Raw genomic sequence first — 21,693 nt, 5'->3', positions numbered from 1 at the left:
TTAACTACTTTTGAAAACCAATCAAAAAACAAAAGTGGCCTATATATAAATTCATAAACAAAGATGTATTAGTAGAGATAAGATCATGGCTAAAATTTCATTAGAAAGCTTAACAAATATTGATGGGTTCGTTGCAGCAGCATTAGTCGATACAGAAAGTGGTTTGGCGCTAGCAACTCAAGGTGGTGGGGCACTTGATTTAGAACTGGCAGCAGCAGGTAATACTGAAGTTATTCGCGCAAAACGTCGTGTAGCTAACTCATTGAAACTTAATGATGATATCGAGGATATCTTAATTACACTCGGCAAGGCATACCATTTAATCCGTCCATTAGAAAGCAATGGCAATTTGTTCCTTTATCTCGTATTAGATCGCACTAAGTCTAACCTAGCGATGGCTCGTCACGAACTTAAAACTTTTGAGAAAGAACTCGACTTTGCTTAATTTGCAAGTTCAATATATTTAATATATTAGATCTCTTGTATATATTTCTATTTAACTTATACATAATAAGAAAATAGAAATAATACAAGTGGTCTATTATTAGTCTTTAGCATTAAGACTAATTTTGTGCAGTCCAATATTTTATAAAACATTAAAGTGATACTATGAATGGACATTGCATTAATATCGCAATTTCAGGTATAAGTTTAAAAGTTTCAGATGAATTAAAAATAGAACTTAGAAAAACAATACCGAATGAATTTGGCATTAACTGGATCAACATAGCCGATCCCAATATCGACTTATTATTAATAAATGAAAATTTTTTGATACCGAAGGTATTCAACGTATTTTAGAACAAAAAAAACTTCCCTGCTTAAAGGTTTCAAAAGGAGAAGGTTCACATCATATTGAAGAACACAATACGCTTTACTTACCTTTTCAGCATACGGATGCATTAAAAAACTGGATTCAGCTGCGCTTACTGAGTTATCTATCTCATCAACAATCACAACAACCTAAAACAGCGACTGTTTCCACACATAATGCCATTAATGAAAAGTATTTAAGTGATATGTTAAATCCAGAGAATGCCCGACTCCATCTATTTGATGATCATGGCACCTTGGCGATTATTGATACGCGTAGCCAGATTGCCTGGCTGGAGCCAACACGCATCCAGACTCAGACCAACCATAGTTTTAAGTACGAATTTGCGACGACATCCAACTTTACCAAAGTCTCTCGAAAAGTTGAGTATAACCTGCAAGATTGGCTCTGGAATCTGTTCTGGCATTCTCTTGAATTCCAGCGGTTGGCGCCGAATGAAAATGACTATTATAAAATTGAATATTGGCCACAGCCTGCGCAAAGCCAAGACCGCAAAACCACCCTATTGCTCTCAGCCTGCTTTATACAAGGAGCCCAACTTTATCAAGTCGCCACACAATTAAAACTTCCTATTCAAACGGTTCAACAATTTATCGCTGCCTGTATGATCTCCAACAATGGTGGCATTATTTCAGCATCAGAAAGTCATTACTTAAAAGCAGAAGTTGCTGAACAAACTTCTGAACAACAAGGTTTTTTAAATAAATTTTTCGGCAAAATCAGACGCCGCTTTGGGCTTTAAGGAATACTATGATTCTCCAACAATATAAAATCGTCTTTGCAGGAAGCATGGGCGCCGGAAAAACCGAAGCGATTAAATCGCTTTCAGAAATTCCCGTGCTTGCGACCGAAGCATTGAATACAGACAGTCAGGCTCATAATAAGATGCAAACTACGGTTGGTATTGATTATGGGGAAATTACCTTAGATGACGGCGTAAAAATCGGGCTGTATGGTACCCCAGGTCAATCACGTTTTGACTTTATCTGGCCAGTGATTTGCCAAGGTGCTTTGGGCGTGATTTTACTTGTCGATCATAACAGTAAAGTGCCTATTGAAGAGCTTGAAAGCTATCTCGACACCTTTAAAGACTATACGCAAAATATTTCGATCGGTATTACCCATGTCGATGAAAATAAAGGACAACCAACAACGATTTACCGAGACTGGTTAATCCAGAATGACTACCACTATCCTTTATTTTTTATCGATGCACGTAAGCAAGAACATATTTTGCTGATGATTGAATCTCTTATCGCAGCACTAGAAGTTAATTTAAAAGCAACAAATTAATCACTTTATAAAGAGAAGATTTATGTTCAGTATTCCTAGTCAGCAACGTACTGCTCCCAAAGAGCTGATCCAGTTTGCAAAAGCTCAAGCCAATGATGTTCTTATGAATATTCGAGGGATCGATTATATTATGCTCTGCTCGACAGATGGCTTTGAGCTCGCTGCAATTTATAAGAAAAATCCCTATAACAGTACTAAATTGGCTGCAGTCAGTAGTTCAATCTTGGCCATGGTGAGCGCTTTCCTTAATGAAATCCAGTTGACTGGGTGTCAAAGCATTACGCTGGATGCCGAGAATGGCAAGGCTATTTTAACCTCAATTCCGGCTCCCCATCATCCAATGGTAATGGTGACCTTAAGTAATAAGGACGTTCTACTCGGCCAACTGCTTTATAGCTTGAAGCAAGCCAGTACAGCAATCGTCGACGCTGACCAAGTCTAATTTCCAGACACAATCAAATCTGACACAGTGCAACACTTGTCAGATTTTCGTCATTAATCATCTTTATACTGAATACATTACCTTTCTATTTTCATTTTTGAACCATCTCTTTTACTACATTTCACTAAATAACCATCCCAATCTGTTTAAAAATCCAATATCATTCAATAATTCGCAATAAAATATTGTTTTTAAAAAGATCAGATGAATGGTTAGAAATTTAAATGATTTAGAAATACTTTTTCATTATTATAATTTTCGAACAAATAACAATCACAAAATTTTCATAAATGAATAATTTCAATAAAACGGGATTGTGTTTGTTCAACTATTATTAAGCACTATGGAGAGAAAAGATGAGGCTGAAGAGCTTAAAACTCGGCGCAGGAACTGCACTATTACTCAGCGGTTTTGCCACCCAACAATGTTTGGCAGATTCCTATGTATTTGTAACCAATACCACACCACAAACAGTATCCGTACAAGTCAACCAAACTGGGGCACAATTGCAGCAAGGCAATGAATGGGCTCAGGAAGCGACACAGATTGCACCCTATGAAACCAAACGTGTATTACGTATCAATCGTTATACAGGGATCAAATCAGGTAAAACCTATAACTTTGATACCGTAGTGACCAGTGCCAACTCACAAGTGACCTTCAAACAAACCATGACTGGAACATGGTCCGGTAGTAATATTCAACACGGTATTCAAACAGCAAACACAACTTCCCCGTGGTATTCAGATCGTGATGTACATCGCATCAATACAACCTATGGCGGTTTATCCGCTCAGGCAGCAGTAAAAGCTGAATACACAGGTGGTTATGATGATTTCCACTACACGATTCACCAGAACACGATTCAGGAACCTGTTTCAGCCAGTGCCAATGAATTAAAAGTCCTAACCTATAATATTTATGCCTTGCCGATGGTGGCGAGTAAAATCAGTGAACGTTTGGCCGAATTACCCAACCACTTGAATGGCTATGATGTCATTATGATGCAAGAAGCGTTCGCTTCTTCGCGTACAGGTATGTTGAATCAACTGGCACAACAATATCCCTATCAGACACATATCCCTGTCGGTTCTGGCTATAACCTTTTTGATAGCGGTTTGGTCATTGTAAGTCGTTATCCAATCGTCAAAACCGCCCAATTTATTTATCCAGACTGTACAGGAACCGATTGCTTTGCCGATAAAGGCGTGTTGTATGCTGAAATCATTAAAAATGGTAAAGCTTATCATGTCACGTCAACACATACCGCTTCTTTTGATACCGATGCAGCGCGTGCACTGCGCCAGACTCAGTTCAAGCAAATTCGTCAACTGGTAGACCAACAAAATATTCCAGCTTTCGATGCAGTGTTGATGGGGGGAGATTTTAATGTGAACAAGTTACTCTGGCCACAAGACTATCAAAATATGCTGAGCAACTTGAATGCGACTGCGGCATCAAGCAATACGGGGTATACCGCATCAACCTTTGACCCTCGTGTGAATAAATTAGCTGGTGCAGCAGGTTCAGGCGGTTCAACCGTTGAATATCTGGATTATATCGTGGCATCCAATAACCACCGTCAGCCCGTTCAGTCACGTAACGATGTGCGCATCCTGCGTACTACGGCTGATCCACTGTATATGATCTGGGATCTTTCTGATCATTTCCCTGTAATGGGGCAGTTTAATTACAACCCTTAACGGAATATGGTATGAATAAAAGACTATTGCTGACAATTCTAATTGTTGTCGTGGTCTTGGTTGGGATTGTAGTCTGGAAGAGCACTGCCTCTTCCGCTGCAATCCAGCACACCAAATCCACCTCAACATCTCAAAATTCGTCTCCACAGATGAACAATGCCAGCATGCCCAATAAAAGCAAGGACGAACTGTTGCAGGATTCACTTTTGCAGCAACTCAAAACCTTACAGCAGCAACCTGGGAATATCACCGAGTTTCTCAATAACTTTAAAGCCAACTGCCCTGTCTCAGATTGTCATGTAGCACTTGCAAAAGCGCTTGCCAACTATCCCGATCAACAGTTTGCACACTTAGTGGAAAACTTGCTGAAACGCATGCCACAATATGAAAAGCAGATGCAAAGCACGGTATTATCCACCGCTTTATCACCGAAACAACGTTTTGATGCGCTGTGGAAGCTCAGAGAACAAACTTTGGGACAAGCCGAAGCCATGCTCGGTTTTGGGCAAGAGCGCAATTATGCGGATTATCGCTTTGCTTATAATGACTTGGTGCAAAATCAAAAACTTAGTGCTGAACAACGTTTAACAGCTTTTGAAGAGCTACAGCGTCAATATCCTGACGCAAGTCAGCAGCAAAATAAAATGGGACTTTATCAACAAGCCGTTGATTTAATTAGCCAAGGGCAACATAGCCCAGCTGAAACTGAACGTTTAAAGCAAAAATTGCAGCAACAGTATTTGACTGAGCAGGAACGTCAACAGGTTCAACAGCGCGAGCACCGTGAAACCCAGCAACAGCAGCAAGTTGATCAATATCAACAAGCCGTGCAGCAGTTACAACAAGACATGGAGCCGTTAAAAACTCAACTGCCAAACGAAGAATGGCAAAAGCAATATCAAAGTCGTTTAGAAAACCTGCGTTTAAAGATGTTTCCCTAAAATAAATGAACCATCAATCTTATAGATGTGGATGGTTCAATCATGGCATTCCATTAATCGACAGCAATATTCAATAATTGCTGTCGTTTTTTCACCTGTTGTCCGACTTGGCCAATCAGCTCATGTACGATGCCATCGACATCAGATTTGATTTGCTGCTGAATCTTCATGGCTTCCAGTACCAATAAGGTTTGCCCTTTCACTACCTGATCTCCGACATTCACCAACAGATTCACAATTGCCCCATCCATCGGTGCACGGATTTTACCATCACCCACCACTTCTGCTGCCGCTGGGGCTGCATAAGTAATATTTTCTAGCACGCTATTACCATTGCCTACATCTAAATAGAGCTGATTTTGATCAAAGACATAGGCGAGCTTGCGTCGAACACCTTCACAGCTATAAACAACCTGCACATCACTGATGCTTACAATATTGATCGTTACGTGTTGATCACATAACGCAACTTTGACCTGCTGCTGATCATGTTGCACATGTAGCAATATCTGCTGATCGGCGTATTTTAGTTTCAGTGGGAACGGCATGCCAACTCCTGTTTGCCAAGCGACTTGCTGCTGATTTTGCTGGCTAAACAGTGCGGCTGCGACGGCAAGCGTTTCAAGTTTCAAAGTTTGCTGATGCAGACTAATATCATCCTGAAAGTGCTGCTGAATAAAGGCAGTATTGGTCTCCCCAGCGACAATAACTGGATGACGTAATAAGTTGCTTAAGAATTGCTTATTACTGTTCACCCCCAACAACACACAATCATCAACGGCCCGAGCAAGCAGTCGAATCGCATCCTGACGGGTTTTGCCATAGGCGATGACCTTTGCCACCATCGGATCATAGAAGGGACTAATTTCCCCTTGTTCTAACATGCCGTGGTCAATACGGACATTGGCTAAACTACCATCAGCGCCTGCAGGCTGCCAACGCAGTACTTTTCCCGTTTGTGGCAAAAAGTCCTGACGTGGATCTTCTGCATATAAGCGAACTTCAATCGCATGTCCATTCAGTGTCAACTCATGTTGTTGTAAAGGCAGGGTTTCGCCATTGGCAACACGCAATTGCCATTCCACCAAATCCAGTCCCGTCACCATTTCTGTCACTGGATGTTCGACCTGCAAACGGGTATTCATTTCCAAGAAATAGAATTCACCCGATTGATCCAGCAAAAACTCGACCGTGCCTGCGCCGACATAATCACAAGCCTTGGCCGCTGCAACTGCTGCTTCGCCCATTTTCTGACGCAGTTCAGCCGTCATCACTGGACAAGGGGCTTCTTCGACCACTTTTTGATGACGGCGTTGGATCGAACAATCCCGTTCAAATAAATACACATAATGGCCATGTGTGTCCCCAAACACCTGAATTTCAACATGGCGTGGGGCAATCACCGCTTTTTCTAAAATCAATTCACCCGAACCAAAGGCATTCTCTGCTTCCGAACGTGCTGTTTTTAATGCGTCCAATACATCAACAGCGTGTTGGACCAGACGCATCCCTCGCCCACCACCACCTGCCGAAGCTTTGACCATTAAAGGATAGCCAATCTTCTCAGCTTGTTCAGCCAAATATTCAAGCTTTTGCTGATCACCTTCATAACCAGGCACACATGGCACCCCTGCTTGAATCATGGCAATTTTTGAAAGACGTTTACTGCCCATCAATTCGATCGCAGCAGCCGTCGGCCCAATAAAGGTGATGCCATGATCAAGGCAAGCCTGAGCGAAGTCGGTATTTTCAGACAAGAAACCATAACCAGGATGGACCGCATCGGCCCCTGTCTTTTGGCAGGCTGCAATAATATTGGCAATCGATAAATAGGATTCTGAAACTTTAGATGCGCCGATATAAACCGCTTCATCCGCAAGCTGCACATGACGGGCATTGGCATCCGCATCTGAATAGACAGCCACCGTTTGATAGCCCATTGCTTTGGCTGTTTGCATCACACGAACTGCAATTTCACCACGGTTTGCCACTAATACTTTTGAAAAACTCATTGTTTAATCCCTCAAAACATCGCATTTCAGCAATGCTTGTACTCTATGCGATGTCACTCTTCGGCCCAGTTTGGCAACCGCTTCTGAATAAAGGCCATGGTTCCCTCTTGCCCTTCCTCCCCAGCAACTGCCCGTGCAAATTGCTCGGCTGCATTATCTAAGAGCTGGGTCAAAGGTTCATTCAAAGTCCGATGTAATAACGCTTTGGTGGCACGGGAAGCTAGAGGTGCAGCACGTTTGATCTGCTGAATCGTGTCTGCAAGCTGCTGTTCTAGCTCAGCATCATCTGGTGCAACTTGGTGAACGACACCTAAATCCAAAGCCGTCTTGCCATCAAAACGTAAACCCAATAACGCTAAACGACGGGCTTGGGTCAAACCAATTCGCTTCACCACAAAAGGCGCAATCTGCGCAGGCAAAATACCTAAGCCTGTTTCTGGCAGACCAAACTGGGCACTCTCACGGCTAATGGCAATATCCGAAACACAGGCCAGTCCAAAGCCACCACCGAGTACAGCACCTTCCAAAACAGCCACGACGGTTTGTGGAGCTTGATCCACCTGTTCAATCATGGCACCAAAACGGCGATTAAAATCGACATAAGGTTGCAAACTGCCTATATTCGTAGCTTCAACACGTAAGCTCGCCATATCTTTGATATCGCCGCCTGCACAAAAATGCCCGCCCTTACCACGTAAGATAACCGCACGAATAGAGACATCATCGGCAATCTGGCTAAACACCTGTTGAATAGCAGTGACCATATTTAAACTCATGGCATTGCGGCTTTCAGCGCGATTCAGCCATAGCGTTAAAATGCCACCTTGTTGTTCTAGCTGAATGCTGTCATCTATCGCCAAGCTTGCAAGAGAAGTTGCAACTGTCATGCTCCTGCTCCTATTTTTTCTGTTTCTTCGGCAAAATATCGGTGAGCTTACAAATGATTCCAAGCATAATTTCATCTGCACCGCCGCCAATCGACCCTAAGCGCCCATCACGGAACAGTTGTGATGCAGGGTTATCCCACATAAAGCCATTACCGCCCCAATATTGCAGACAGCTATCTGCCACCTCACGACTTAATCGTCCTGCTTTCAGCTTCGCCATTGACGCCATCAAGGTTGCATCCTCACCAGCAATATGCTGCTCACAGGCTTGATAAGTTAGAGCTTTCAGTGCTGCGACTTCAGTCATCAGCTCAGCAAAACGAAAATGTACATATTGGTTATGAATCAGGGGCTGACCAAAGGTGGTGCGATCCTTAGTGTAATCAATGGTTTGCTGAATGACTTTTTCCATCCCTCCCACCGCATTGGCACAGGCCCACATACGTTCCTCTTGGAACTGCATCATTTGCATCATAAAGCCCATGCCTTCCACACCAACTAAATTGCGTTGCGGTACTCGAACATTGTCAAAATAGACTTGTGCAGTGGTGGTTGAACGCATGCCCAATTTATTCAGTGGCTCTGAAAAACTAATCCCTGCTGCCTTGGCTGGGACAATAATCATGGATTTATTGACGTGTGGTTTGTCATCCGAGGTATTTGCCAATAGACAAAAGAAATCGGCTTGCAATGAGTTGGTAATCCACATCTTGCTGCCGTTAATGACATAATCATCGCCATCTTTTTTTGCTGTAGTTTTAATGGCTGCCACGTCAGAACCCGCATGCACTTCCGAGACCGCAATCGACGCGACATATTCACCACGAATCGCAGGATTTAAAAACTCATCTCGTAGTTCTTTGCTACCAAAACGTGCCAGTGCAGGCGTCGCCATATCGGTCTGCACGCCAATCGCAAGTGGTACGCCCCCACACGCTGCACGACCTAACTCTTCTGCCACGACAAGATTGTATGAATAATCGAGTCCTAAACCACCATTCTCCTCAGGCTTACAAATCCCCAATAAGCCCAAATCCCCCATTTTTTTAAACACGTCATGAATTGGAAAACGGCCTGCTTCTTCCCATTCTGGAATAAAAGGGTTTAATTCATTTTCCACAAACTGACGTGTGGTACGGCGTAAAGCTTCATGTTCTGCGGTAAATTTCATTGTTTTTGTTCCTTAAAATTAATCTCCCCTAACCCCTCTTTAATTAAAGAGGAGAACTCCTCCCTTTTTAAAGGGAGGCTGGGAGGGATTATTAAAATCTCGACACACCAAATCGGGTTGGATTTAACTCACGTTGCTGTGCTTCATACATGGTTTGTAATAAGAAAATCAGTACTTTTCGGGTATCTCTCGGATCGATAATGCCGTCGTCATGCAACATTGCGGTATTGAATAAAGCCGTCGACTGCTGTTCCAATTTCATGGCTGTGCTTTGTTCCAAGAAGTCCAGCATCTGCGGATTAGGTTCCATTCCTGAAGCTTTTTGTTTGCCCTCAGCCACGATACGCAAGACTTTGCCCGCTTGTGCTGCACCCATCACTGCAACATGTGAATTGGGCCATGCAAAGATAAATTGTGGCGACAAACTGCGGCCACACATGGCATAGTTGCCTGCGCCATAAGAACCTGCAACCACAATCGAAATCTTGGGTACTGTGGCATTGGCCACAGCCTGGATCAGCTTGGAACCATGTTTGATAATGCCGTTCTGTTCGGCATCGGTTCCGACCATAAAACCAGTGGTATTGTGAAGAAACAAGAGTGGGCGTTGGGTCTGTTCACACAGATGAATAAACTGCGCTGCTTTAGCCGCTCCCTGCGGGGTAATTGGGCCATTATTAGTAATAATGCCGATATGTAGCCCTCCCATTTTTGCCCAGCCACAGACCGTTAAAGCATCATATTCCTGCTTGAATTCCAGAAAATCTGAATCATCAATGATCCGTGCAATGATTTCTTTCATATCAAAAGGTTGCTTTGGATCTTGAGGAATAATGCCTAACAATTCCTCCGCAGCATAACGCGGTTCTTTATAATGCTGATTCAATTGTGCGGTTTGTTCTCTCCAGTTCAGGTGTTCAATAATCTCACGTGCTAAACGAATACCATCAGCATCATTTTCCGCAAGATATTCCGCCACGCCTGAAACCTGAGTATGCATTTCCGCACCACCCAGCTCTTCCGCAGTTGCAACCTCACCTGTTGCTGCCAATAACAACGGTGGTCCTGCCAATAGCATTTCAGTCTGTTTACGTACTGCAATTACATAATCAGATAAACCTGGCTGATAAGCCCCACCCGCGGTCGCATTGCCATGCACCACCGCAACTTGGGGAATCCCTGCCGCAGATAAACGCGCCTGATTGGCAAAGGTCATGCCGCCATAGGTAAATACTTCCGCTGCATAATTCAGGTTAGCTCCGCCACTTTCTGTCAAGGTCACCATCGGTAACTTTTGCTCTAATGCGATCTTTTGCAAGCGTAAGGTTTTATGTACGCCCATTGGGGACATGGTGCCACCTTTGATGGCACTATTACTGGCAGAAACCAGCGCACGCACACCACTGACAAAACCAATCCCTGCAATCACACCACCGCCAGCTTCGGAACCATCTTTATCGTCATGCATGTTGTAGCCAACCAAACCACATAACTCAATAAAAGGTGAATCCGCATCTAACAGCAAGCGAATACGCTCATGCGGTAAAATCTTGCCTTTCTTGTCGAATTTAGGTTTTGCCGCATAAGACTTATCAATACTCTTTTGCTGTACAGCACGAACCTCAGCCAGTTGAGCCAGTAAAGCTTCTCGATTCTGCTGATATTGTTCACTCCCGACCGCAATTTCAGATTGGAGAATAGTCATGTTTATTCTCCAGCAGTTTTGAATATGTCAGGGATAAAAGCACGATGGAAACCATTAAAGGCTTCATTGTTGATTGCATCAGCCAATGGATACATCCGTGTACCTTGTGAAGCAGCCCCATCAATGCGGAGGGTGACACCTGATACAAAAGCCGCTGCATCAGAAAGTAGATAACAAATCGCCGAGGAAATTTCTGATTCTGTACCCATACGTTTTAACGGAACATTACTCGCTAAACTTGGAATGATCACTTTGGCAAAATCACCGCTATAATTGTCCATGCCCGAAGAAATAATCCAGCCCGGTGCAACTGCATTGACACGTACTCCAGATTTACCCCATTCCACTGAAGCCGTTTTGGTCAGATTATCTACCCCTGAGCGTGCTGCGCCTGAATGCCCCATGCCCGGCATACCGCCCCACATGTCTGCGGTCATATTCACAATGCTGCCGCCGTGCTTTGTCATCCACTGGTTATAGGCTTCTCGCATCAGGTAAAAAGTTGAGTGCAGGTTATTACGAACCACGGCATCAAAACCATTGGCAGAAATATTCTCTAATGCAGAAGGAAATTGTCCACCCGCATTATTGACTAAACCATCGAGCTGGCCAAATTTTTCCAGCACTTCCGCAATCATATTTTTGACCTGTTCTTCATCACGGTTGTCGCAGACGATGAAATGGACCTTGCCGCCATCTTCCAGAATTTCCTGGCTAACCTTTTCCAGTTTTTCAAGTTTGCGTCCTGTAATGATGACTTGCGCTCCTAAGGATGCCAGTTCATGTGCAGTACAACGGCCAATACCAGAGCCACCTCCTGTCACAATAATGACTTTATTAGCAAATGCATCTGCCCTGAAAATTGATTGATAACCCATGTTTACATCCTTAATATTTTTCTAACAATTGAGCTGGCACTTTCACCGGCATATCTAATAGTTGCTGTGCAAAGGCTTTGCCCTGCGGGTCAATCCGCAAACTGGCAATCCCACCGCCACCCAATGCATTTTCCAGCATGAAATTCAGTGCATGCATGGCTGGCAATTCATAACGAATCACTTTTGATTTATCAGGATCAAGAACATGCTGCATATACGCAGCAACATTGGCTTCAGTCAGTGCGGCACGAATCCATGGTAAATATTCTGCTTGACGTGCAATCACCCCAATATTGCTATGATTGCCTTTATCGCCACTACGTGAATGTGCCACCTCAATCAAAGGCACTTCAATCTCATCGCCTTGATAGGTTGCCACTTCCCCCACTGGATGTAGCTCGATCTCTGGTGCCGTTTGTCCTGTTGGAATCTGTACGGGATAACGCTGCCCTGCAAAATCGACTTCGATCTTTAATTGATCTTTATCAATCAAGAATGAAAATAGTTTCACCACGGCCGATGCTTTAGGGCGACCACCAACAATCCCTGCCAATGCAGGTGCCATACCAGTTGAAGCTTGGGCAATTTCAGACGCAAAGAACATACAGGCTTCTTTAAATAAATGCTTGACCGCAATCTTGACCACTACTTCGCGACTGTCTGTCACTTTCGCATGTGCACCATAAGTGCTTTCAATGCCAAGAATCTCGACTGATTTTTCACTAAATGGGGGGACTGAACGTAAGGCCAAGACGCGTTCACATTTGTTGATAATCGCATCGGCAATTGCTTGGGCTTTTTCTGGCGCTTCACGACCCGCGATTAAAAAGCTAACCAAGACTCGATAACCATCTGCATAGGTCGCACTGACTTTATATTGCTGGGTTGGTGCACGACCTGTTGCTCCTGTCACCTTGACTCGATGCTCTGCTACTTGTTCTAAATGCACTTGGCTAAAATCAGCAGTGACATCAGGTAAAAGATAAGCTTGTGGATTGCCAATTTCATAGACAATCTGCTCTGCTACCGTTGCAGTCGAAACCAATCCACCCGTTCCTTTAGGCTTGGTCACGATAAATGAGGCATCAGCGCTGACTTCTACGATTGGAAAGCCCATATTGTCAAAGCCTTGAACCAAACGCCAATCGGTAAAATTCCCCCCTGTACACTGTGCGCCACATTCAATCACATGCCCAGCCAAGGAACCTTGTGCTAGCTTGTCATAATCATCGAGGGACCATTTGTACTCATGCAATAATGGGGCAAGCACAACTGCGGAGTCGACCACACGGCCTGTAATCACAATATCTGCACCTAAGTCCAAAGCATCACGAATCGCAACTGCACCGAGATAGGCATTGCTACTGGCCACATGTGCAGGCAAGGCATCGCCATTAAACATTTCCTGAACATTTTGGGTGAGTAATTCAGCATGCTTTGGCAATACATCATCGCCTAACACCACAGCAACTTTTAAATCCAAGCCTTTTTCATCAATGATTTTCTGTAAGGCATCACGGCAAGCCAATGGATTTACCCCACCTGCATTACTGATCACTTTAATTTTTTTCTCAGCAATTTTATGGATCAGGGGTGCCATCACTCGACTGACAAAATCCAGTGCATAACCATGACTTGGATCCAGCATCATCGCCTTGGCCATAATCGACATGGTGATTTCTGACAGATAATCAAAGACTAAATAATCAATATCACTCAGATGCACCAACTGAAAGGCAGCGGTATTGGTATCGCCCCAAAACCCTGATGCACACCCGATTTTGACTAGCCTCTGGTCATCCTGTTTGACACTTGTCATGCGCTTTCTCATTGTTATTACTAAAAACGCCTTAACATTACCAAGCAAGTGCTTGGTTTGTAAAGTGCATAATGCTATGCTGTATTGGCAAGAACAGACAAACTCAAGCAAATGCTTGTTATAAAAAGATAAGACAATTCATGAAATGAATTTTGTTACAATAGACTTTAGATTAAACGGGATAGACGGATAGGCATGATCGCAACCTCAATTGAGCAAATACCCAAGATTGTTTGTTTTGATGACAGTCCACGCGGGCGTCTACTGCAAGGTGCTGCCTATCTATTTTATAAACAAGGTTATGATAAAACCACGGTTCGTCAGCTCGGTGAATTTATTGGCATTCAATCGGGTAGCCTGTTTCATCACTTTAAAAGCAAAGATGAGATTCTAGCGACAGTGATGGAACAAACCATTATCTATAACTTCGCCCGCTTAAAAGAAGCGGCTGAACGCTCAACTGATCCTGAACAGCAATTACGTCATCTCATTAAGGCTGAATTACTTTCCATTGCAGGTGATACAGGTGCGGCTATGGCCGTATTGGTACATGAATGGTTTGCACTATCAAAAGAAAAACAAGACTACCTTTTAAAAATGCGTAATGAATATGAGCAAGTCTGGCTGGATGTGATTGAAAAACTACGCGCCCAAGGTAAAGTCAAACATGATGCTTTTATCTGGCGTCGTTTGCTCGGCGGTTCGATTTCTTGGACCGTGACTTGGTATAGACCCGAAGGCAAAGTCAAAATTGATGAATTGACTGACATGGTTTGGGAAATGGCGGTGAAATGAGTCCAGTCTATTTGCGTAAGCCGCAACGCAGTGATTTAACTGAAATCAAACATGCCTACTCAAATAGTATTCATCTGCATCAACCGTGGACCTATCCGCCGACTGATTTTGAACACTACCTCGCTCAAGAACATCGTTATTTTGTCTGCTTGAAAGAAAATCATGCCATTGTTGGCACCTTTAATATCTCCAATATTATCCGAGGTCACTTCCATTCTGCCTATTTAGGTTATGAAGCCTTTTATCCTTATGCAGGACAAGGCTATATGCGGCATGGACTGCAACTGGTTTTACACGAAGCATTTCAAACACTGAATCTACATCGACTAGAAGCCAATATTCAACCAGACAATCTATCCTCTATTCGCCTTGTGGCACATGCAGGTTTTATAAAAGAAGGCTTTTCTCGCCAGTATCTACGAGTGGGCGGAAAAGAATGGAAAGACCATGAGCGTTGGGCCATTTTAAATAGCGATTGGACCGATAAAAAATACCAGACTTTTTAATCGTTGAAATATCGGATCTATTAAGGTAAAAAGAAACTAATGCCAATTCTTTAGGCGAAATATATGCAACATCAAAGATTGCCGTTTTGGGTCTACGCTCAGGATTCATCTATTTGGTATATCGCAGTTCATTCTGAGGGAAAAGGAGCTTATTGGCTTGAACCAATACGATAAGCTCCTGGAGATCATTTTAATAACCCAATTGCTTACTAATTAAGTCCTTCATAATCTCTTCTGCACCTCCACCAATCATATTTACCTTCACTTCACGATAGATTCGTTCGGATTTGGTACCGCGCATAAAGCCCATGCCTCCAAGTGTTTGTACCGCAGCATCAGCACAGAATTGCATGGTTTGAGTGGCAACATTCTTCAGCATACAAATCTGGGCGATCAGTTCACTGCCCTGCAATTCAGGCTTACCTAAACGATAAGCTGTATCCTCGAGTAAAGCACGAGTGGCGGTCAGTCGCGTAGCCATGTCCACCAATTTATGGCGCATCACCTGATGATCAACTAGACGCTTACCGAAGGTTTGGCGTTGCTGTGCCCAATCCAATGCTTCCTCATAACAAGTCAAGGCAAAGCCATAACTACTGGCTGCAAGGAAAAAACGCTCCATATTGAAGTTATTCATAATCACCAGAAAGCCCATATTTTCTGGACCTAATAAATGGCTGGCAGGTACTTTGACATTATCAAAATGCAAATGTGCTGTATCTGAAGCCCACCATCCCATTTTATCTAGTTTGGTTTTAGTGATTCCTGCACTATGTGCATCTATGAGAAGCATGGATATACCATTTGCCCCTTTCGCATTCGGATCAGTACGCACTGCCACTGAATAATAATCCGCTCGCATCCCTGAAGTGATAAAGGTTTTTTCACCACTCACCAGAAAATAATCACCTTCACGCACTGCCTTGGTTTTAAGTGAAGCGACATCTGAACCACCTCCTGGCTCAGTAATCGCCAATGCCGATATCTTTTCACCTGATAAAATCTGAGGCAGCACCTGAGCTTTGACCACTTCATTGGCAAAATGTTGGATGGGTGGCGCACCAATGGTATGTGAAAGTAAGGAAGCAGCTAGACCACCCGAAGCACATTTTGCTAACTCAATCGAAGATAACAACGTATAAAATGCATCTGTACCCGCAATTCCACCATATTGCTCTTCAAACCCTAATCCCAACAAACCAATATCTGCTGCTTTCTTATAGAGCTCTCTCGGAAAGGTTTCACTTTCATCCCATTCATTGATAAAAGGCGAAATTTCTTTTTCAACAAAACGTCGAATACTCTTGGCAAATTCAAGATGCTGCTCGCTATAGTACAAAGGATTAAGGTGCATATTCTGCTTCCTAGCAATTATTGATCATTGTTTACTGAATGAACACTAAAGTAGCAAAAGCACAGAAACCAAGCAAGCGCTTGGCACAATTAAAGATTAAAAAAACATGTCAAAAGGGTCATCGAGTCATAAAACTATATTTTTAATCGACCACGAAATCCGCGGGTCGCATAATAAGATTGTGCGCCGTTGTGATAGGTAAAAACACGGCCATAACGGCTATCACAAAAAATTGCACCGCCCAATTTACGCACATCTTCAGGCGTTTTTACCCAACTTGAGGTTTTTAAATCAAAATGTTCAACCGATTGTAATTGCTTATATTGTTCTTCCGTCAGCAATTCAATTCCAATCACTTCCGCAACTTCAACCGCATTGTTTTCGGGCTTATGTTCTTTACGCGCATCCAAAGCAGCACGATCATAACAAAGGCTTCTACGCCCTTTGGGCGTTTCCACGGCACAATCATAAAACGCAATTTCTGATGACTTTGAATCAAATGAAACTACATCTGGCTCTCCACCCGTATCTTCCATTTGATTGAGTGACCATAACTTTTCTGGCTGCTGTTGTAATCGATCTTCAATATCAGCCCAATTCAAGTCTTTATGACGATGCATATTTTTTTGAAAACGCTTTTTTAATCCATCTAGTAGTGCTGCAACTTGTTCTGGATCTAACTTTTTATGCTTGGTCATTTTTGTTCTCTAAATTTGATGATTACACCGAACGTCCATCAAAATGATTAACATTGATGCTTTCCAAATCTAAATCTTCGATACACCTGATATTAAGGGCATACATTTTATTGCCTTTAGGATCAACGCCAACTGCATAAGGATGAATGCCACAGCTCGTGCAAAAATGATGATCGATCACATGTTTATTAAATTGATAACTCGCTAATGCATCTTCTTGGACTGAAATATCAACCTGATCCGTAGGTAAAAACCATAATAACGAGCCTTTTCTTTGACAAATCGAACAGTTACATGACAATGCCTCGGTTAACTCCCCCTGTACAACAAAGGAGATTTTTCCGCAGTGACAACTTCCCTTATATTCCATTTTCTTTTCCTTTTTTAATTTTTATCTAGTATTAATGCATTGCTTATAAAAGTTCAAAGGTGATTCTGTTAATCAATACTCAGGCAGGGCTAACTCCAGAAATGTTGGCATTGTTGACACTTAGTTCCATGTTTATAAAAAAATAACGGAAAACCAAGTAATAAGAAAACTAAATATGCGGGCCGCTTCCCTTCTGTATACGGCTGTATATCGCTACTACCACAACTAGGGCAACTTTCACTTGCTCCAAACTGTTGTTCTAATTCTTGGCTAAAGTCTTGTGCCAGTAACGCTTTCGCTTCATCTGCATAATGCTCAGGAACCAATAATCTAACACCACCTAAAGCATTGGAGTAAAGCCAATCCATATTAATGGTATGTTCATTTTCAATACGAGTTGGAATCTCAGCTGCTTCTAATTGCGTTTTAGCAATCTGAGCTTCATAAGGAAATGAAAAGCTTTGTACTACGATCCAAGCCATATCAGAAAGCCCATAAAAGACTCAGTATATAAAATTACACCCAATAAAAAACACCCCCTAACATTAGTTAGGGGGTGTTTAGTATTTAAAAGCTGGCGATGACTTACTCTCACATGGCAAGTGCCACACTACCATCAGCGCTAAGAGGTTTCACTTCTGAGTTCGGGAAGGGATCAGGTGGTTCACTCTTGCTATTGTCGCCAGCAAACTGTTGTGGTGCTTTCGGGTCTTAATCACGATGTATTCATCGTATGCCTTACTTACGGTCCAAAGAGTTATTAACGGATTAGTTAATTGAGTCGGTATTGTAACTAGTTTTCACACTAAATCAAGTTATGTATTGAATTTACCTTGAATACAACAACTGTTTGGGTGTTGTATAGTCAAGCCTCACGAGCAATTAGTATTGGTCAGCTTCACACGTCACCGTGCTTCCACACCCAACCTATCAACGTCCTAGTCTCGAACGGCTCTTTAGAGGAATAAATTCCTAGGAAATCTTATCTTGAGGTAGGCTTCCCGCTTAGATGCTTTCAGCGGTTATCCCTTCCGAACATAGCTACCCGGCGATGCGACTGGCGTCACAACCGGTACACCAGAGGTTCGTCCACTCTGGTCCTCTCGTACTAGGAGCAGATCCTCTCAAATTTCCAGCGCCCACGGTAGATAGGGACCGAACTGTCTCACGACGTTCTAAACCCAGCTCGCGTACCTCTTTAAATGGCGAACAGCCATACCCTTGGGACCTGCTTCAGCCCCAGGATGAGATGAGCCGACATCGAGGTGCCAAACACCGCCGTCGATATGAACTCTTGGGCGGTATCAGCCTGTTATCCCCAGAGTACCTTTTATCCGTTGAGCGATGGCCCTTCCATACAGAACCACCGGATCACTAAGACCTACTTTCGTACCTGCTCGACTTGTGGGTCTCGCAGTTAAGCGCGCTTTTGCCTTTATACTCTACGCGTGATTTCCGACCACGCTGAGCGCACCTTCGTACTCCTCCGTTACTCTTTAGGAGGAGACCGCCCCAGTCAAACTACCCACCAGACATGGTCCTCGCCCCGGATTACGGGGCAGAGTTAGAACCTCAACATTACCAGGGTGGTATTTCAAGGACGGCTCCATTAGAACTAGCGTTCTAACTTCAAAGCCTCCCACCTATCCTACACAAGTAAGGTCAAAGTTCAATGTCAAGCTGCAGTAAAGGTTCACGGGGTCTTTCCGTCTAGCCGCGGGTACACTGCATCTTCACAGCGATTTCGATTTCACTGAGCCTCTGCTGGAGACAGCGCCGCCATCATTATGCCATTCGTGCAGGTCGGAACTTACCCGACAAGGAATTTCGCTACCTTAGGACCGTTATAGTTACGGCCGCCGTTTACTGGGGCTTCGATCAAGAGCTTCGCTTACGCTAACCCCATCAATTAACCTTCCAGCACCGGGCAGGCATCACACCCTATACGTCCACTTTCGTGTTTGCAGAGTGCTATGTTTTTAATAAACAGTTGCAGCGGCCTGGTTTCTGTGGCTGCCAATAGCTCAGGGAGCAAGTCCCATCACCGTCAGCAGCGTACCTTCTCCCGAAGTTACGGTACCATTTTGCCTAGTTCCTTCAGCAGAGTTCTCTCAAGCGCTTTGGTCTACTCGACCTGACCACCTGTGTCGGTTTCGGGTACGATTCCTGTGTAACTGAAGCTTAGAGACTTTTCCTGGAAGCATGGTATCAGCCACTTCACTGTACAAGTACAGCTTGCTATCAGCTCTCAGCATAGAGCACCCCGGATTTGCCTAAGATGCATGCCTACTGCCTTCCACCTGGACAACCAACGCCAGGCTGACTTAACCTTCTCCGTCCTCTCATCGCATTACACAGAAGTATTGGAATATTAACCAATTTCCCATTGACTACGCCTCTCGGCCTCGCCTTAGGGGTCGACTCACCCAGCCCCGATTAACGTTGGACTGGAACCCTTGGTCTTTCAGCGAACGGGTTTTTCACCCGTTTTGTCGTTACTCACGTCAGCATTCGCACTTCTGATACCTCCAGCATACTTCTCAATACACCTTCATCGGCTTACAGAACGCTCCCCTACCACTTGACTTAAAGTCAAATCCGCAGCTTCGGCACATAGTTTTAGCCCCGTTACATCTTCCGCGCAGGCCGACTCGACTAGTGAGCTATTACGCTTTCTTTAAAGGGTGGCTGCTTCTAAGCCAACCTCCTAGCTGTCTATGCCTTCCCACATCGTTTCCCACTTAACTATGATTTTGGGGCCTTAGCTGGCGGTCTGGATTGTTTTCCTCTTGACTACGGACGTTAGCACCCGCAGTCTGTCTCCCGGATAGTACTCATTGGTATTCGGAGTTTGCATCGGTTTGGTAAGTCGGGATGACCCCCTAGCCGAAACAGTGCTCTACCCCCAATGGTATTCGTCCGAGGCGCTACCTAAATAGCTTTCGGGGAGAACCAGCTATCACCAGGCTTGATTAGCCTTTCACCCTATCCACAAGTCATCCCCTGGCTTTTCAACGACAGTGGGTTCGGTCCTCCAGTTAGTGTTACCCAACCTTCAACCTGCTCATGGATAGATCGCCTGGTTTCGGGTCTATACCCAGCAACTAAACGCCCTATTAAGACTCGATTTCTCTACGGCTCCCCTATGCGGTTAACCTTGCTACTGAATATAAGTCGCTGACCCATTATACAAAAGGTACGCAGTCACCGAACTAGTCGGCTCCCACTGCTTGTATGCATGCGGTTTCAGGATCTATTTCACTCCCCTCACAGGGGTTCTTTTCGCCTTTCCCTCACGGTACTGGTTCACTATCGGTCAGTCAGGAGTATTTAGCCTTGGAGGATGGTCCCCCCATATTCAGACAAGGTTTCACGTGCCTCGCCCTACTCGTCATCATTGTGTGTGCCCTTTCGTGTACGGGAATATCACCCTCTACGTTCGCACTTCCCAGAGCGTTCCACTAGAACACACACAACTTAATGGGCTGCTCCCCGTTCGCTCGCCGCTACTAAGGGAATCTCAATTGATTTCTTTTCCTAAGGGTACTGAGATGTTTCACTTCCCCTCGTTCGCTTCATAAGCCTATGTATTCAGCTTATGATACCCGCCTTGTAGCGGGTGGGTTCCCCATTCAGAAATCTCCGGATCAAAGGATATTTGCCGCCTCCCGGAGCTTTTCGCAGGCTATCACGTCTTTCATCGCCTCTGACTGCCAAGGCATCCACCACATGCACTTAATTACTTGACTATACAACCCCAAACAGTCGTTACACCTACAAGTGGGTGTAGCAACAGAATCAATGTAAACATTAATTCATACAGCTTGTTGTTTCGTGAACTTAATCACCGTACAGCTTCAATCTAAATTCATATACCAAAACGCTTGATTCAGTGTTTTTGCTAGTTCTCAGATTAACTCTTCATCTAACTGAAATACTTACGTATTACCGTTAGTGTCAAATTAATCGAGTTTGAACAATTTATTTCAGACTCAATTCTACTAATCTGTTAATGATTAACTACCACCTCGTCGGTGCGTAGTAAACTGTGATAAATCACAGAGATTAATAAACCAGTCAACTTGGACTGTATTCACTAAACTCTATAATCTTCTTAGCTTTGAATTAATTTCGTTCTTACAAACTCTTTTAATTCATGGTGGAGACTAGGAGAGTCGAACTCCTGACCTCCTGCGTGCAAAGCAGGCGCTCTACCAACTAAGCTAAGTCCCCAGCTTATCACTTAATGAACGACATATCTTTTAATCTAAGCTTCAGCAATCA

At 43.8% G+C, this 21,693-nt stretch carries 17 protein-coding genes, 1 tRNA gene, 2 rRNA genes and 1 pseudogene; 8 read left to right on the top strand and 13 right to left on the bottom strand.

From position 1 onward, the window contains the following. Positions 1–85: 85 nt before the first annotated feature. The 6 genes and pseudogenes from NQU59_RS06220 (at position 86) to NQU59_RS06195 (ending at position 5,214) form a co-directional block, all read left to right on the top strand. Complete coding sequence (locus NQU59_RS06220; RefSeq protein ID WP_005244375.1) at positions 86–445, top strand: hypothetical protein; 360 nt, start codon at positions 86–88, stop codon at positions 443–445. Between the two features lie 164 nt (positions 446–609). Next, a pseudogene (locus NQU59_RS06215) lies at positions 610–1,577 on the top strand (hypothetical protein). Positions 1,578–1,585: 8 nt separating this feature from the next. Next, on the top strand, positions 1,586–2,128 hold the full coding sequence (locus NQU59_RS06210) for a GTP-binding protein (protein ID WP_005244382.1): 543 nt from the start codon (positions 1,586–1,588) through the stop codon (positions 2,126–2,128). A 22-nt stretch (positions 2,129–2,150) separates the two neighbouring features. Further along, positions 2,151–2,570, top strand: a complete 420-nt coding sequence (locus NQU59_RS06205) for a roadblock/LC7 domain-containing protein (protein WP_005244383.1) — start codon at positions 2,151–2,153, stop codon at positions 2,568–2,570. A 356-nt stretch (positions 2,571–2,926) separates the two neighbouring features. After that, on the top strand, positions 2,927–4,273 hold the full coding sequence (locus tag NQU59_RS06200) for a sphingomyelin phosphodiesterase (protein ID WP_257065334.1): 1,347 nt from the start codon (positions 2,927–2,929) through the stop codon (positions 4,271–4,273). 11 nt (positions 4,274–4,284) lie between these two features. After that, on the top strand, positions 4,285–5,214 hold the full coding sequence (locus NQU59_RS06195) for a lipase chaperone (protein ID WP_257065333.1): 930 nt from the start codon (positions 4,285–4,287) through the stop codon (positions 5,212–5,214). 53 nt (positions 5,215–5,267) lie between these two features. Here the strand turns inward: NQU59_RS06195 and NQU59_RS06190 are convergent, their stop codons facing one another. The 6 genes from NQU59_RS06190 to NQU59_RS06165 form a co-directional block, all read right to left on the bottom strand. Then, positions 5,268–7,226 carry an acetyl/propionyl/methylcrotonyl-CoA carboxylase subunit alpha gene (locus tag NQU59_RS06190; RefSeq protein ID WP_257065332.1) on the bottom strand — a complete coding sequence of 653 codons (1,959 nt, stop codon included), beginning with the start codon at positions 7,224–7,226 and terminating at the stop codon, positions 5,268–5,270. A 53-nt stretch (positions 7,227–7,279) separates the two neighbouring features. After that, positions 7,280–8,113 carry an enoyl-CoA hydratase/isomerase family protein gene (locus NQU59_RS06185; protein WP_257065331.1) on the bottom strand — a complete coding sequence of 278 codons (834 nt, stop codon included), beginning with the start codon at positions 8,111–8,113 and terminating at the stop codon, positions 7,280–7,282. Positions 8,114–8,123: 10 nt separating this feature from the next. Then, positions 8,124–9,284: an acyl-CoA dehydrogenase family protein gene (locus NQU59_RS06180; protein ID WP_005269155.1), complete on the bottom strand. Its 1,161-nt coding sequence runs from the start codon at positions 9,282–9,284 to the stop codon at positions 8,124–8,126. Between the two features lie 91 nt (positions 9,285–9,375). Next, positions 9,376–10,989 (bottom strand): acyl-CoA carboxylase subunit beta, encoded by a 1,614-nt coding sequence (locus tag NQU59_RS06175; RefSeq protein ID WP_257065330.1) that lies wholly within the window; start codon positions 10,987–10,989, stop codon positions 9,376–9,378. A gap of 2 nt (positions 10,990–10,991) precedes the next feature. Beyond that, entirely contained in the window at positions 10,992–11,867 is an 876-nt protein-coding gene (locus NQU59_RS06170) for an SDR family oxidoreductase (protein WP_257065329.1), read from the bottom strand. Between the two features lie 10 nt (positions 11,868–11,877). Continuing rightward, positions 11,878–13,686, bottom strand: a complete 1,809-nt coding sequence (locus NQU59_RS06165) for an acyclic terpene utilization AtuA family protein (RefSeq protein ID WP_257065328.1) — start codon at positions 13,684–13,686, stop codon at positions 11,878–11,880. Positions 13,687–13,881: 195 nt separating this feature from the next. Here NQU59_RS06165 and NQU59_RS06160 point away from each other — a divergent pair, with 195 nt between their 5' ends. Together NQU59_RS06160 and NQU59_RS06155 are read left to right on the top strand one after the other, a co-directional pair. Further along, positions 13,882–14,481, top strand: coding sequence for a TetR/AcrR family transcriptional regulator (locus tag NQU59_RS06160; protein WP_005149660.1), 600 nt, complete (start codon positions 13,882–13,884; stop codon positions 14,479–14,481). Next, positions 14,478–14,987 (top strand): GNAT family N-acetyltransferase, encoded by a 510-nt coding sequence (locus NQU59_RS06155; protein WP_257065327.1) that lies wholly within the window; start codon positions 14,478–14,480, stop codon positions 14,985–14,987. The genes NQU59_RS06160 and NQU59_RS06155 overlap by 4 nt, the downstream gene beginning before the upstream one ends. A 190-nt stretch (positions 14,988–15,177) precedes the next feature. Here NQU59_RS06155 and NQU59_RS06150 read toward each other — a convergent pair whose 3' ends face one another. From NQU59_RS06150 to NQU59_RS06120, 7 genes are all read right to left on the bottom strand, one after another. Then, a complete protein-coding gene (locus NQU59_RS06150; protein WP_151837758.1) occupies positions 15,178–16,341 on the bottom strand; it encodes an acyl-CoA dehydrogenase family protein in 1,164 nt (387 codons plus the stop codon). Between the two features lie 134 nt (positions 16,342–16,475). After that, entirely contained in the window at positions 16,476–17,039 is a 564-nt protein-coding gene (locus NQU59_RS06145) for a DUF4256 domain-containing protein (protein WP_005244406.1), read from the bottom strand. A 22-nt stretch (positions 17,040–17,061) separates the two neighbouring features. Then, positions 17,062–17,409 (bottom strand): GFA family protein, encoded by a 348-nt coding sequence (locus tag NQU59_RS06140; RefSeq protein WP_005244407.1) that lies wholly within the window; start codon positions 17,407–17,409, stop codon positions 17,062–17,064. A gap of 89 nt (positions 17,410–17,498) precedes the next feature. Further along, positions 17,499–17,891 carry a putative signal transducing protein gene (locus NQU59_RS06135; RefSeq protein WP_257065326.1) on the bottom strand — a complete coding sequence of 131 codons (393 nt, stop codon included), beginning with the start codon at positions 17,889–17,891 and terminating at the stop codon, positions 17,499–17,501. A gap of 90 nt (positions 17,892–17,981) precedes the next feature. Further along, positions 17,982–18,096: ribosomal RNA gene (rrf, locus tag NQU59_RS06130) — 5S ribosomal RNA — on the bottom strand. 174 nt (positions 18,097–18,270) lie between these two features. Then, a 23S ribosomal RNA gene (locus tag NQU59_RS06125) occupies positions 18,271–21,158 on the bottom strand. Between the two features lie 408 nt (positions 21,159–21,566). Then, positions 21,567–21,642 (bottom strand) — tRNA-Ala (locus NQU59_RS06120). Between the last annotated feature and the right edge of the window lie 51 nt (positions 21,643–21,693).

The sequence above is a fragment of the Acinetobacter colistiniresistens genome (assembly GCF_024582815.1).
Classification (GTDB): Bacteria; Pseudomonadota; Gammaproteobacteria; order Pseudomonadales; family Moraxellaceae; genus Acinetobacter.
This window is presented reverse-complemented; position numbering and strand designations above follow the sequence as displayed.

What these genes read in the sequence shown, in the direction of transcription:
- NQU59_RS06220 (WP_005244375.1), top strand. Translation starts at nt 86, where the DNA reads ATGGCTAAAATTTCATTAGAAAGCTTAACAAATATTGATGGGTTCGTT.
- NQU59_RS06210 (WP_005244382.1), top strand. Translation starts at nt 1,586, where the DNA reads ATGATTCTCCAACAATATAAAATCGTCTTTGCAGGAAGCATGGGCGCC.
- NQU59_RS06205 (WP_005244383.1), top strand. Translation starts at nt 2,151, where the DNA reads ATGTTCAGTATTCCTAGTCAGCAACGTACTGCTCCCAAAGAGCTGATC.
- NQU59_RS06200 (WP_257065334.1), top strand. Translation starts at nt 2,927, where the DNA reads ATGAGGCTGAAGAGCTTAAAACTCGGCGCAGGAACTGCACTATTACTC.
- NQU59_RS06195 (WP_257065333.1), top strand. Translation starts at nt 4,285, where the DNA reads ATGAATAAAAGACTATTGCTGACAATTCTAATTGTTGTCGTGGTCTTG.
- NQU59_RS06190 (WP_257065332.1), bottom strand. Translation starts at nt 7,226, where the DNA reads ATGAGTTTTTCAAAAGTATTAGTGGCAAACCGTGGTGAAATTGCAGTT.
- NQU59_RS06185 (WP_257065331.1), bottom strand. Translation starts at nt 8,113, where the DNA reads ATGACAGTTGCAACTTCTCTTGCAAGCTTGGCGATAGATGACAGCATT.
- NQU59_RS06180 (WP_005269155.1), bottom strand. Translation starts at nt 9,284, where the DNA reads ATGAAATTTACCGCAGAACATGAAGCTTTACGCCGTACCACACGTCAG.
- NQU59_RS06175 (WP_257065330.1), bottom strand. Translation starts at nt 10,989, where the DNA reads ATGACTATTCTCCAATCTGAAATTGCGGTCGGGAGTGAACAATATCAG.
- NQU59_RS06170 (WP_257065329.1), bottom strand. Translation starts at nt 11,867, where the DNA reads ATGGGTTATCAATCAATTTTCAGGGCAGATGCATTTGCTAATAAAGTC.
- NQU59_RS06165 (WP_257065328.1), bottom strand. Translation starts at nt 13,686, where the DNA reads ATGACAAGTGTCAAACAGGATGACCAGAGGCTAGTCAAAATCGGGTGT.
- NQU59_RS06160 (WP_005149660.1), top strand. Translation starts at nt 13,882, where the DNA reads ATGATCGCAACCTCAATTGAGCAAATACCCAAGATTGTTTGTTTTGAT.
- NQU59_RS06155 (WP_257065327.1), top strand. Translation starts at nt 14,478, where the DNA reads ATGAGTCCAGTCTATTTGCGTAAGCCGCAACGCAGTGATTTAACTGAA.
- NQU59_RS06150 (WP_151837758.1), bottom strand. Translation starts at nt 16,341, where the DNA reads ATGCACCTTAATCCTTTGTACTATAGCGAGCAGCATCTTGAATTTGCC.
- NQU59_RS06145 (WP_005244406.1), bottom strand. Translation starts at nt 17,039, where the DNA reads ATGACCAAGCATAAAAAGTTAGATCCAGAACAAGTTGCAGCACTACTA.
- NQU59_RS06140 (WP_005244407.1), bottom strand. Translation starts at nt 17,409, where the DNA reads ATGGAATATAAGGGAAGTTGTCACTGCGGAAAAATCTCCTTTGTTGTA.
- NQU59_RS06135 (WP_257065326.1), bottom strand. Translation starts at nt 17,891, where the DNA reads ATGGCTTGGATCGTAGTACAAAGCTTTTCATTTCCTTATGAAGCTCAG.